Below are 14,465 nucleotides of genomic sequence, written 5' to 3' on the forward strand. Positions count from 1 at the left end.
CATTAAATTGAGTATGGCAGTAAGCTAATTTGCTTATCGATTTCGTTTTCAAGGGCGGTTAAATCGCCCAGCGCATAGCTGGCTTGGCGAATGAGTAATGACTGATAGTGAAATACCCAAGTAGTCGTAGTTACATCCAGTGAGGAAACAACAAGATCCGTTTCTTGTATTCGCCCAAGCGCTTTTGCAAACGCGTGTCTATCAACTGTTTCTATTGGCTGAGCCAATAAAGCGAGTGCACTGAGGGTCTGAGACGTTTGGTATTGCAACCACTGCGGCTGGTTATTCAGTAGTTCTGTGACTTTTTGCAACATTTGCTGATTTAATTCCTGCACTGGACTCAGCTCTCCTTGACCAACATACGCTTTTTGTAAAAACGTGCCTAATTCTGGGGTCAAAGCAGCGAGACCGCGTCCCTCTATCAGTTCAATCAGCCCTTGCCAATCGTCCATTTGATGTAAAATAGATGCGTGACGGCTTGTTAACCACGACGACGAAAACATGCCTAATTCTGTGGCATTATTAAGTAGCGTCAGAGCATCGTTTAAGCGCGCTTCGTCTTGTGCAATATAAATAGCGGTCGCCAACGAGGTCGGTGACAACACCTTTTGATCTGACATTAACGCGACAGAATGTTTGAGCTCAGAAAAAAGGCTCGGATCTCGCGTTTCTTTATGTAAATTAATCGCGGATTCAAACTGAGTTTTACTACTACTTAAATCAAATGCGACTTTATCAGACAAAGCCAATAAACCAGTATTATCTGCCACTTGCAGACTGCCACTTACAGGCTCAGCCGTGCTTGGAGTAATAATCAACGCTTGGCTCATAATCGGTTTAGATGCATCTGACACCGTAGCGGGCGAGGTATGTTGATAAAACGTATTCAAATAGCCTAAACCAAGCATCCCCAGTGCGAAACCTTTAGCAAACCGACTGCCATAAACGCCTCTAAGCCATTGCTGTATTCCCTGAAATACAGATATTGTCACTATTGTTTGCTGGACGCTTGAATGGAGTAATCGCTCTGGATCCGGTGCTGTCACCTTGGTGAGCTCTTGTGACTGCTCATCGTGGGGGGGAACAACCTCTATTGGAGCTGATGCTTGCAGCGCAGCAGTTGCCAGCACACACACATCGTTTTCAAAAATAATGATGTTATCTGGCACAAAACATACTTGTACTTCACCATCTTTTTTGCGATCGCTATGAGTCAAAAGCGTTGTTTCATCGTCTAATTGACTCAGCACCTGCTGAACTTTTTGATTAAAGCGCGACAAATGTTTGTTGATCCGTTGATGGGTTTTAGGGGGTGTTTCATCGGGGTAAACCGCTTCAAACAACAGATCTTTATAAATAAACCCGTCGCTGTACGCAGCATTTTCACCGAGTACACTTTGCGCTTTAATTGTCGCCAATTGATAAATGGTGTGGAAATAAACAGGTGTAGCATCGGGTTGATCATTGAGCAGCAGCGTGCGTCCGCAGGCAAGTTGCAGATGAATGGTTATCTGTAATGGTTTTTCTTTAACGCGAAAAATAAACTGCACGGACGTAAACCTAACACTTCAGAACGATCAACCGAGCTATTAAAGCACAACATACACACAGTATGAACCTTTTTGAGTAACAATCTGTGACTTTTAATCATCATACTAACAAGTCCTGCGTTCACTATTGAGCAAGCCGCTTGCCAATGACAAGCAACTTGCTCAACAGGGCGCAATTATTGTTGAAGTGTACGCGACACTATCGGGTAATAATCCCACACTTGTTGATCATGTAATGAACGCACCAACTTAATGTATTCTGCATGAGTCCACGCTAATGGCGTAGCAGAATTTGTGCCTTCACCAAATTGATAGCCATGGGGATTGACCCCTACATTATCCCACACTTGCTCTGGTAACATCATGCCTTGGTTGGCAAACAGCTCCATCGCTTTGACATAGGTATTTTTTAACGCTGCGATTTTTTGTGGTGCAACAGGCTTTCCATCAGCATTCTTGAGCGTACGCGCCAGTTCAAAGTGCCCTCGCTCACCGGTAAAAAATGGCCATACTCGCCCACGCTGACCAGGTGTATTGCCACCTAACTCACCATAATTTGTACCTGTGGCCTCATCTTCGCCATAACCATCATTGCCATAACGACGCCACCCTGGAAAACTTCCTTCCACTTCAGCAAATTTAAAGCTGTATTTCACGCGTAAGTTTTCAGGTAATGTTTCATTGTCATATTCAGCCAAACTCGCTTGAATATGGCTATCATCCACGGCTCTGACGCCATAACGAACTAACTCTAAAAATCCACCATCTAAGATGAGGTCTTTGGCGAGCCCTTCACGTCCATTATTGCTAGCCAGCATTGTTTGACTGTTAGCATCGTCATCTTGACTGATCCGGATGTAATAATGTCCATCACTTTGCGGTAATTGGCCTTTGGTGGTCACCATTTGCTGCTCAATGTCAGCTGAATAACGACGCGCAGTATTGAGATACAAAGAGGCCGATTCAGTGTCACCCGCAAGCTGAGCTATGTCGGCAGCGGTAATAAGTCCAGCAACGACAGCAGCTGTGGTTGAAGGTGAATGGCCAGCTTGCTCTTCCCAGCGTTCTTGCTGTGTCATCGGTGGGGTGATCTGGGTATCATTCCAAAGGATCTTTGCCCGGCCACCATGTACCAAAAAGTCTGCGGCTGGTTTAAGCATTTTTTGATACCAGTTCACCAATTCAGCATCTGACAAGGTCTTTGCTTGCCATAGTTTCCATGCCAGCATAATTGGCATCGCAGTTTGATCTAACTGCACACCCACCCATTCAAGTTCGCCATCAACATGGGTTTTTTGTAAGAACCACCCCGTATCACCGCTATTTCCTGGCGTTTGTGCATTAACTTGGACTTTTTCTAAATAATTAAATGCAGTTTTAGCACTTTGAGTATCCCCAAGTGCCAATAACGCCATCGCGACTTGATAAAAGTCGCGAACCCACACAGCTTTGTAACCTGTATGACCTTCGACGGCTTTGACTGTGTCTCCCCACGGGTTAGATAAAGACGCTATCAGTGCACCTGCATGGGTTTTATCTTCTTGTGCTTTGAGCACCAACGCACTGGTGTATAGCAACTTACCGTTATCTGTCGTGCTCGCTGCAAGGGAGTCTAATTGCGGTAAACTGCTAAGGTAATCTTGCCAACCAATCAGCTCGCCTTCACCATTGTAATGGGCAAGCACCTGATCATAACCCCGTGCGAGTGTTTGATTTGCTTGTTGCAGGCTCTCTGCTTCGCTGTTACCAAAACTTAGTAACACATCAAACGTTTTACCCTGTGCTGATTGCTGCGCAACGCTGCCTAATTTAGCAAACATAGACACATTACCAGCTTGCTCACCCGTATCTTGGTAGGCAATCAGAGCTTGCTTTGCTTGTAATTGGCTCAAGCCATCAGACTCACCCGTAAAGCCGACCATGGCCAGCTCAAACCCATTGCTTGATTTAAGAGTCAAGTAATTATCCTGATCCCAAGCCACCAGCGCCCCGTCAACCACTTTTGCGCTATCGCCAACACCATTGTTGTTTACATACGGATTCACGCTGACAAAGGCATCTATTTCGCCTTGTAAACTGATTACTTGATGACGGACAAATAACGTTTGCCCATCAGGATCGGTAAAAATATGCTTAATAATTTTGAAACGGCCGAGTTTATCTGTGTTGGTAATTTTATACGCCAACGATTGCGGTCGACCTTTAGCGTCAGTGGCTAAATATTCAATCACACTGTCTGTATCATCACGCTCTGTGGCGACATAACCGGCGCCTTTGATCACCAACTGCATGTCTTTAATTTGCGCTTGATGGATTAAACCAAACATGGTTTCTGTAATGATCCCCTCGGCAACACTGAACCACACTTTAGAGACTGTGCTGGTTGGCGCATCATTGCTGTATTGCAACTGATGATATTGCTCATAGGACGTGCCAATCCCAGTTTTACCCGAATACGCCCAATAAGGCGTCTCACCAGGTGCCCCCGGTGCACTGCCCGCCAGTTTTACTGCTGCAGTCGATGTGGCAGGTTGCTGGCAACCCACCAAAGTCGCGCTCAATAAAGCCAGCGCAAGAGTCGATTTAATATTCATATACATCACTTTTTATTGTTGTTTCACACGCAGCATGCACACTGCGGCAATTAAGAAAGACAGGCCGCCTAAAATCAGCGCATAAATCGCCTCACCAGCGAACAGTTGCTTGACCAATACACCTAAGACACTGGCTGCAAGCAATTGTGGAATGACAATAAAGAAATTAAAAATTCCCATGTACACCCCCATTTTGTTGCTGGGCACAGCACTACTGAGTAATGCATAAGGCAAAGATAAAATAGACGCCCAAGCAAAGCCCACTCCAACCATAGACACCAATAACCACTGTGGATCGTCGATGAATAAAAACGACATCAAACCCAATGCGCCGAGGCCAAGATTAATCATATGAGAGACTTTAATACCTAACTGTTTGACCATAATTGGGATAAAAAACGCCGCCAGCGCAGCAAAACCATTATACGCGGCAAAGAGGATCCCCACCCAATCAGCCCCTTGGTTGTACAAGCTGGTTAATGGGTCGCTCGAACCATAGTGATGAGCCGTCACCGCAGAGGTGGTATAAATCCACATTGCAAACAAGGCAAACCAGCTAAAAAATTGCACCCAAGCTAATTGTTTCATCGCCTCTGGCATGGTAAATAAATCAGCCATCACCTGATAAAAGCCATTGTCAGTTTGCTGAGATTTTTGCTGCCAGTTTGAAATACATTGCATGACAGCAAACACACCTAACCCTAAGCCAGCTAAATAAAGCTCTTTTTCGAGTGAAAACACAGACACACAAACTAAAATCGCCACCGCAATGGCACTGTTTAGCAATACTCCGTGAGTAAACACGATACGACTTGCATCTCGTGCAACTTGTTGCGCTGATTGAGCTTGTTCAAATCTTGCAAGTTCTTCCGGGCTGTATTCTCGTGTGCTTAAAATCGTCCACCCCACGGCAACAAACAGCACCGCCGCCCCAAAGTAAAACGAATATTTGACCGAATCAGGGATCTGCCCTTCTGGGGCAACATTACTAATTTCAAACCAGTTGGCCATCATCCAAGGCAGCGCAGACGCCACCACAGCACCGACTCCAATAAAAAAGCTTTGCATGGCAAATCCGGTTGCACGCTGTTTATTGGGTAAATTGTCGCCGACTAATGCACGAAACGGTTCCATCGTGACATTGATTGACGCATCCATAATCCAGAGCATGCCTGCTGCAATCCAAAGCGTTGGAGAATTTGGCATTACCACTAACGCGAGGGTGGTCATTACCGCGCCCCACAAGAAATAAGGCCGTCTTCGTCCTAACTTGCCCCAGGTTTTATCACTCATGTAGCCCACGATTGGCTGCACAATCAGCCCCGTTAAGGGTGCGGCAATCCATAAAATAGGGATATCATCTATCGATGCACCTAAGGTTTGAAAAATACGTGAAACATTGCCGTTTTGCAGCGCAAAACCAAATTGGATCCCTAAAAACCCAAAACACATGTTCCAAATTTGCCAAAATGACAAGGTTGGTTTTTGCTCAGTCATCACTGCGCCTTATTATTATGTTGTGTCGAAAAAATAGGCGTGCGCGCTAACATTAAGACCACACTTTGTAATGGGTCTAACGTCATTTCGAGCGAAGCATGCCCTTGTTCAATGTTAAGTTGGTACTGGGTCGATGGTGCTGACCCCAATTGATCACGCAGTGTATATTGCCCATCGGGTAGCTGCCAAATGGTTGCTAAATAATTGTGTTCATTCATTGAAATTGTCGCGCGCTGCGATGCAGAAAAGTTACTGACAACCAAAGCGATAGTCTCTTCACTAAAACGCGTAAATGCCACTAGGGTCTCTAAGCTTGTGTTGGTTGGCGTATTGAGCATCTCATTAATTGGCAAATACACGCCTGATGCAAACACATCCTGAGTAGATAAAGGCAACAAGGTGCGATAAAACTGCAGCAACTGACGCTCACTTTCTGTGGATTGGCCGCCATCAAACGCACCATTATTCATAAATCGTTGATGGGCAGGCACTGCGATATAATCAAAAATGCTCGTACGGCTAGGCTGACCAAAGCCTGCGGTTTCAGCCCCAGCCTCACCCACTTCTTGACCAAAATAAACCATAGTCGGCGCTTGGCCAATAAGAGCCGAAACCACCATTGCAGGCTTGCCGCTTTGGGCGTTGCCAGCAAATTCAGGGCTCGCAATTCGCTGTTCATCATGATTTTCTAAAAAATGCAGCATATGAGATTCGATATCAGCGACATCTTCAAACACATCAAATAACGCCTGACTTGTCTGCTTGCCCTGCATCAATCCTTTTAAGGTGTCGTAAAATCCGACTTTGTCGTATAAATAATCCATTTTGCCCAATTGAATATAGGGACGATATAACTTTGGGTTGTAAACTTCGGCCAAAATAAATGCATCAGGGTTTTTCATCTTGATGGCTGAATTTAAAAAGCTCCAAAACTCAACGGGTACCATTTCGGCCATGTCATAGCGAAAGCCATCGACGCCTTTATCGAGCCAGTAATAAGCGATATCGCGAAATTTATACCATGAATCAGGTAAATCCTGCTGCTTGGCCCAAAACTCAGCATGCATACGCACATCTTGCTCTGCCAGCTCTGCAGGCAAACGGGGAAAATCATAGCTGCCATCTGGGCGCACACCATAATTCACTTTGACTGTTTCATACCAATCATGAAAATGTGGCTGAGCTAACCGCGAGCCATTACCTGTCCATTTGGCAGGAAACTCTGCAAATTGACCATCGGCTAATGGATGAGGTTCCCCGCCAAGAGGTTGATACCCATCCAACGACTTTGGTACCTTAAACTGCTCACCCACCACATAATAAAAATTATTATGTTTTGCGTACTCAACGGAAGTGTCGTCGTGCTCGCCAAAATCACTGATCCCATCAGGTTTTGAGACCGATTGATAATTGCGCGCAACATGATTGGGCACAATATCAATCACCACTTTCATGCCATGTTGATGGGTGCGCGCAATCAGTGTTTCAAATTCCGCTAAGCGATTAGCCGGATTGATGGCTAAATCAGGGTTAACGTTATAATAATCTTTAATCGCATAAGGTGAACCTGCCCGGCCTTTTACCACATCAGGATCATCTAAGCTGATCCCAAACTCAGTATAATCAGCAATGACATCATGGTGCAGCACACCGGTGTACCAAACATGCGTCACACCTAGTTGTTTGATTGCACCCAGCGCTCGCGCATCAATATCATCAAATTTACCAACGCCATTTTGCGTCTGTGTGCCCCAAGCAAGGTTCGTGGTATTTTTATTACCATACAGACGTGTGAACATTTGGTACACAACTGGCTTGCTCTGTTTTGAAGGCACAGTGTCAATAACCTCTGGGCTTTTTGCAGGTGCATTGTCATCAATCATGTTACAGCTTTGCAGCATGCCCGCTGCACATAGCCAACCAAACCACTTAAGTGGCGCCATCGGCTTTGACTGACTGATGTTAGAAAAAGTGATCATATTTTTTATTCTTCGCTTACACATGAAAAAAATACTAAAGCGTACGCCCGCAAAGAGATACCATTTGCATACGTATTCACCCTATTCATTGACTCAGTTCATACAAGGTTAAGCTTTGCGCTGGGACTTGAAGCTTATCGCCCAATCGCTGCTTACTGCTCGATTTTAGCGGCATGTTATACCCATTAAAGCCTTTTAAACGCTCTGAAAAACGCTCAAGTGACACTGCTCTGTCTTCACTGTTTTTATTTAATACCACCATTACCGCATCTGATTCAGAGTACCTAAAATACACATACACCCCTTGCTCGGGGCTAAAATGCATTAATTGCCCTGTGGCAAATAAAGGTTGTTGCTTGCGATAATTAAGCAATTTTTTTAACCAATCTTGCATGGCTTGTTGATCTGGCTGTAATCCTTGACCTGTAAAGCCATTTGCTAATTGATAATCAAAACCGCCCGGAAAATCGACACGGATCACCCCATGCGCATCCGAGCCGTTATTATGCGCGAGCACTTCTGTGGCGTAATACAGTTGCGGGATCCCACGAGTGGTCAAAAGCAATCCTAACGCCATTTTGGTTTTGGCAATATCATTGCCCAATTCAGTCAATACACGGCTCATATCATGGTTGTCTGCAAACACCAAAACCTTGTTCGGATCAGCGTATAAAAAGTCGTTGGCGAGCGATTGATAGATTTTTATCAGCCCCGTGTTCCAGCTTTCTGATTCGTTTAAGCCTGAAACAACCGCTTGTTGCAACGAAAAATCCATCACGCTGGGTAATCCAGAGACATAGCCATCATGATTGATTTTTCCGGCTTGCCAATAAGCTGCCGTTGCGGTGTTGGTTGTCCATTCTTCACCGACAATATTAAACGCTGGGTACTCGTCCATAATGCGCTCAGTCCATTTGGCTAAAAACTGTTTGTCTGAGTACGAATAGGTATCGACACGAATGCCCGATAAATCAGCAAATTCAATCCACCAAAGGGCATTTTGTATCAAGTAAGTGGCTAAAATAGGCTGACGCTGATTTAAATCTGGCATGGTCGGCACAAACCAACCATCGCTAAATTGCTTTTTATCCGCCTTGCTGGCATAGGGATCTTGGATAGTCTGACGGGCATGGCTGGTGCCGCTGAATGTGCCGCCAAAATTAATCCAATCTTTGGTCGGTGAATTTTTTAACCACCAATGCTCAGATCCGCTGTGATTAAGCACCATGTCCATTATCAACCCCACGCCCTTTTGTTTGGCCTGTTGCGATAATTGCCGATACAACTGATTATCGCCCATCCGCGCATCAATCTGGTAAAAATCCGTAATGGCATAACCATGGTAGGAGTAATTAGGCTGATTATTTTCAAGCGCAGGAGTAAGCCAAAGCTGCGTAACGCCCAAGTCAGCTAAATAATCGAGCTGGTCAATAATGCCTTGCAGATCCCCCCCGTGACGACCATCAGGATTGGTTGGGTTGGCCCGCTCAGACAAGCTCACCACTGAGTCGTTGCTTGCATCGCCATTGGCAAAACGATCAGGATTAATCAAATACACCACGTCGCGCGCAGAAAACCCACGGCGTGATGCACTGTCCTTGGTACGAGCGGCCAATGAATACGCTATAGATTGACGCTCGCCATTGGCAAAATGCACCATCAAATTCAGTGTGCCAGCTTGTGCCAAAGGTTCAATTTGCAAATCAATCGCGGCATAACGGCTATTTTCAAGCACAGTAAACTTATCAAGCGTCACTCCCAGATACGCAGACACACTCACCTTAGCGCCTTCAAAATCAGCCCCGCGCAGCAATAATTGTAGTTGTGAGGACTTCATGCCCACCCACCAAGAAGGCGGCTCAACCACAAGTTCAGATGCCACAGGCGCAGAATAAACAGGCGCCCCCAAGGCGCACAGACAAAACAATATAAAATATTTCATAACAGGCACGCTTATAAATATAAAGAGGCTAAAAATTCATCATGAGTCGGCCACTGCGACACTTGTTTATCGGTAATTGTTTGCAGGTTTTTCATCAATTCCAGCACTTGCTCTGCCGATAAACTCCCTGCCACAGGGTGGTAATCTTTAGGGCGCAAATTTTGCCCTATCATCACCTGTTGCCAGGCAATTTCAGTGAACAACTCATCTTGCTCACGAAACACCCGTCCACTGTCAGCAAAAAGCGCCATTTTGGCGTGTAACGTGTCGGGAACATCCATGTTTTGGCAACGTTGCCAAAATGGACTGTCTACTTTTTGATTGAGTTTGTAATGCAGAATAATAAAATCGCGCATTCGATCTGATTCAATGCGTGATTGGCGATTAAATTCATCAACCGTCGACTGATCAATTCCTTGATGTGGAAACAACTTAATCAATCTGATCGCGGCGGTTTGAATTAAATGAATATTGGTTGATTCCAACGGCTCAAAAAAGCCACTCGATAAGCCAATCGCCACCACATTCTTATGCCATTGTTTACGCCGTACACCGGTTTTAAAATGGATCACTTTGGGTTCACCCAGTGCTGGGCCATCAAGATTGTTAAGGAGCGTCTCTATCGCTTGCTCATCTGTCATATACTGGCTGCAATACACTAAGCCATTACCTGTGCGATGCTGCAATGGAATACGCCACTGCCAACCGGCTGGGTGCGCAGTAGAGCGTGTGTAAGGAATAATGGGCGAGACACTTTCACATGGAACAGCCACAGCGCGATCGCACGGCAGCCAATGGGAGTAATCAATAAAGCCAGTATTAAGTGTTTGTTCAATCAATAGAGCTTTTAAACCAGTGCAATCAATAAATAAATCACCGCTGATCTGCTCACCAGAATCCAATTGCACTGAGGTAACATGACCACTGTTGCCATCAACCAGTACATTTTCGACCACCCCTTCGATGCGTTTTACGCCTTGCTGTTGGCTTAACTTGCTTAAAAGCTTTGCGTACAAGCCCGCATCAAAATGATAGGCGTATTCCAATCCGCCCTGACCAGCTGGTGTTTTAGCAAATTTATTATGTTTAGCAGCCTGATAATTGAGCGAGTAACGCCAAAAATCTTCGCTGTCACCCAGCTGTTGCGATCGTAACCAAGTGTGATGAAAGTCGCAAAATGGCAGGTTTTTTCCGATGCCACCAAATGCATGCATGTAACTGTCACCTTGTTGGCCCCAGTTATCAAATTCAATACCAAGCTTAATGGTACCTTTGGTCTCTTTTAAGAATGTTTTTTCACTGATCCCAAGGGCATTATTTAAATGGATAATCGGTGGAATGGTTGCTTCACCAACACCAATAATGCCGATTTTATCCGATTCAATCAGGGTGAGGTTTAATGACGGACCGAGAATTTTGCCAAGCAGTGCAGCCGTGATCCAGCCACTGGTGCCTCCTCCGACAATCACCACATTTTGAATGTTCTTATTCATAACTCACCTAATTCATGACCTAACTTAATCTCTGATTTATTAGATAAAAAGCCCTTGCAACACAAGTTAGCAAGGGCTTTTTCATTGGATAGTGAACAGTTGGCTAGCCGTTAAAACTTATAGCTTAAGCCAAGCAAGTAGGTACGACCGTAATCTTGATAATCACGTACTTGCAATTTGTTGTCGCCACTGAGTGCCGTGAACGGCTCTTCTGTTAAGTTCTGTATCTGGAATGACACAGTTAAACCTTGTAGCGATTCAACGCTTGACTCTTCAAAGCTATAACCTAGCTGCGCATCCCAAATTGTTTCACCTAAAATGTCAACTTGTTGCGAGTCAAAACCGATGCCATAAACATCGCCTTTAAAATCGCTACGCTTACGCATTGATGCACGCGCTTGGAAGCCATAATTCTCATAATAGAATGTGAAAGTCTGAATTTTGTCAGATAAACCCGGTAACTCAAACTCATTACCATTTTGGTCTTCCATATCAGAATCGATACCCGTATGGCTGGCTTGAATACCAAACCCTTCGAGTGACTCATCAATCAATTTGAATGGGAAAGTAACCGCAAGCTCATAACCCCATAAAGTACCGCCACCGCCATTGACTTTACCAGAGCCTGTGCCCGTCGAATTAGGTGGGATCTCGCCAGTTGCCGGATCAGCGACACCTGTCATATCAACTTCATAGGTACCATCAAAGATCCATTGATTTAAATCTTTGTGGAACAAGGCTGCAGAAAAATAACCTTCATCTGAGAAGTAGTTTTCATATGATAAATCAATGCCTGTCGCTTCTTTTGGCTCTAGTGAAGGATTACCACCACTTACTGACCAGTAGTTGCCATTATCGTCTGGTTGATTTTGACTGTAGTTTGCATCAATCGACGCATTCATGTCATCCATGCGAGCACGAGAAATGGTCTTCGCCACACCAAAACGCAGCGATTGATCATCATCTAACTTCAGCACTAAGTTTAAGCTTGGCAGTAAGTGTGAATAACTGTGCTCAATATCTGTTGGTGAAGCCACCACTAGACCCGCACTGTTAGTAGTAAATGCTGAACCTTGTGACGATTGCTCAGTATGAACATAACGTAGGCCTGCGCCACCTGTTAGGGCCATTCCAGCAACTTCAGTGTTAATATCCGCTTGTACAAACGCAGAAGTAATGGTTTCTTTTACTGTCCACGATTTTGTTGCGTGTTTAGAGTTCGTTAAGCTTTCCGCTAAAAGCGTGTAGTAACCGTCGTCGATTAAGCCTTTTGAGTCATACGCAATCATGTTGCCCATGCCGATAAAGTCTAATGATGCTGTGCCTAAACGGTATTCTTGTGGCACTTCTAACATGCCAGGGAAAGCATTCAGTGTCATGAAGTAACCTTCTGATACTTTTTGCTTTTCGCGATCTCGTTGTGACACACCATAAGTAATCGCAGAGACGACTTCAGTATCGATGATTTGCGTCGCTGCAAGTTTAATTGCTTTTAATTCATCGTCGATAGTTGGAGTGTTAATAAAGCCATCTTGACCAGTATTTTCAAGTGGCGTGCCGGTAATGGCTAAACTGTCGTTCAGCGCCGAGCTCCAGCCCCACGTTAAAGGACCGCCTAATTGAATTAAGCTGTAATCGCTGTAATCCAATTCATGGCTAAACATAGCACCAGTATTACCTGCGTTGAATTCATAACCTAAGTTATCAGCCACACCAGCAGAATCACCACGACCTGTCCCTGCATAGCTTTCCATACTCCAGATTTTACGTTCAACTTTTGAGTAGCTAACGTCAAATTCCATCGACCAGTTATCATTTAATTGATAATCAGCATTGAAACCAAATGATGATAACTCAGCATCACGCTCTTCATGGTCGTTACGAACCACAACACGCTGACCTTCAGTCATCCCTTTGGTGATAAAGCCTGTCGCGTCATCAATTTCAAGGGCCGATACGCTGCCTTGTCCCCAAGCAAACGGGACTTCAATACCACGAAGAATTTTGGTATCAAGGAAATCGACATAAAGCGCGTCAAAAGTAAGCTTAAGATCATCAGAAGGTGCAGCTTCCACGACTAACATCATTGAATCACGTTCAAGTTCAGAAGAACGAACAAACGGCTTAGCACCACCTAAAATCGAATACTGATTACCGTCAGCAGCAGTAAATTCAGGGTAACCCCACGAGTTCCAACGTTTTTCTTGGTTAGGAGAGCTCATGCTTGAGTACGCAAATGCCACACCGACGGTGTCATCTGCAAATTTGTCTACATAAGAGAATGTGCCACGAAAACCTGTGTCAGCACCGTCAGGATTCAGTTTATCAAAACTGGTTTGTTCAAATTGAGTATTAATTTGTACAACACGCTCATCAATCGATAACGGCTTGATTGTTTGCATATCAATCACACCCGCAATACCTTCACCTTCTAGGGTCGCATTAGGGGTTTTATAGACAGTGACGCCGCTCATGATTTCTGATGGATACAAGTCAAACTCAACGCCACGGTTGTCACTGATTGATACTTGTTCACGGCCATTGAAGGTCGTGCCACTTTCGTTTTCGCCAAAACCACGGATAGACACTCGGCTCGCACGGCCATCAAGGCGCTGCGCGGCTAAGCCAGGTAAACGTGCAATTGATTCAGCAATAGAAGAATCAGGTAATTTACCGATATCTTCTGCAGAGATAGACTCAACCACATTTGATGCAAAGCGTTTTACATTAATTGATTCAACGATACTGCGACGCATACCACGTACTTCAATAACTTCGACTTCTTCAGCTACCGCTTCTTTATTTTTTTCTTCTTCTGCTGCATACGCTGAGAAAGAACCGATCCCAGCTGAAACAAGTGCCAGAGTTAGCATACTTGGCTTAAATATAGACATAGTGTTTTATCCCGATTGACTATTTTGTAAATAGCCCCAAATTAGTGCTGGTTTAAAGCGTAGCGAGTGCACCAAAATGGGTCGCCTTTGTTGTCGATAAAAATAGTAACGCTTGCAACAATTCTGATACAACCGACTGCATACGTATTCAACAAAAATACCCCACCAAAATTTAACAATAATTTTACAAGTGTAGTCCTAAGTCCCCGATATTTAAAAGAAGTTATCCGACAAGGGGGAAAATTCACATAATGGGCTATTTTGAAAGGCTTTCCAGCCAATATTTATTTTTTTGACTAGTCGTTAGTGCGTTCGCCCTTTAATCCACTGTGCTTTTTATTGTTAAAAAATCGAAAACAGAAACGAATACTCTTGCAATGTAAATTGGTAAGACCAAAGCATGAGAGCGCGCACCAACTTTGTGCAACCAAGCAAAACAGATTGGTGCAGCGTTATTTTTGTAATAAAAACGTCATCAATTACCAGATAAAGTTAAAAATTCACATTATTGGTAAA

7 protein-coding genes are annotated in these 14,465 nt (G+C 44.5%); all 7 read right to left on the bottom strand.

Annotated elements, in window-relative coordinates; translation table 11 throughout:
• Positions 1-2: 2 nt before the first annotated feature.
• A complete protein-coding gene (locus PULV_RS07200) occupies positions 3-1,550 on the bottom strand; it encodes a hypothetical protein (protein WP_193331310.1) in 1,548 nt (515 codons plus the stop codon).
• 176 nt (positions 1,551-1,726) lie between these two features.
• Positions 1,727-4,144 (bottom strand): glucan 1,4-alpha-glucosidase, encoded by a 2,418-nt coding sequence (locus PULV_RS07205; RefSeq protein WP_193331311.1) that lies wholly within the window; start codon positions 4,142-4,144, stop codon positions 1,727-1,729.
• A gap of 12 nt (positions 4,145-4,156) precedes the next feature.
• Positions 4,157-5,641, bottom strand: a complete 1,485-nt coding sequence (locus PULV_RS07210) for an MFS transporter (protein ID WP_193331312.1) — start codon at positions 5,639-5,641, stop codon at positions 4,157-4,159.
• Positions 5,641-7,524: an alpha-amylase family protein gene (locus tag PULV_RS07215; RefSeq protein ID WP_227009373.1), complete on the bottom strand. Its 1,884-nt coding sequence runs from the start codon at positions 7,522-7,524 to the stop codon at positions 5,641-5,643. Before PULV_RS07215 ends, PULV_RS07210 begins: the two co-directional genes overlap by 1 nt.
• A gap of 181 nt (positions 7,525-7,705) precedes the next feature.
• A complete protein-coding gene (locus tag PULV_RS07220) occupies positions 7,706-9,562 on the bottom strand; it encodes a glycoside hydrolase family 13 protein (RefSeq protein ID WP_193331313.1) in 1,857 nt (618 codons plus the stop codon).
• 11 nt (positions 9,563-9,573) lie between these two features.
• On the bottom strand, positions 9,574-11,055 hold the full coding sequence (locus PULV_RS07225; RefSeq protein WP_086742231.1) for a tryptophan halogenase family protein: 1,482 nt from the start codon (positions 11,053-11,055) through the stop codon (positions 9,574-9,576).
• Positions 11,056-11,165: 110 nt separating this feature from the next.
• Positions 11,166-13,949 carry a TonB-dependent receptor gene (locus tag PULV_RS07230; RefSeq protein ID WP_193331314.1) on the bottom strand — a complete coding sequence of 928 codons (2,784 nt, stop codon included), beginning with the start codon at positions 13,947-13,949 and terminating at the stop codon, positions 11,166-11,168.
• Positions 13,950-14,465: the final 516 nt, after the last annotated feature.

Origin of the sequence: Pseudoalteromonas ulvae UL12, assembly GCF_014925405.1 — a bacterium.
Lineage (GTDB): Bacteria > Pseudomonadota > Gammaproteobacteria > Enterobacterales > Alteromonadaceae > Pseudoalteromonas > Pseudoalteromonas ulvae.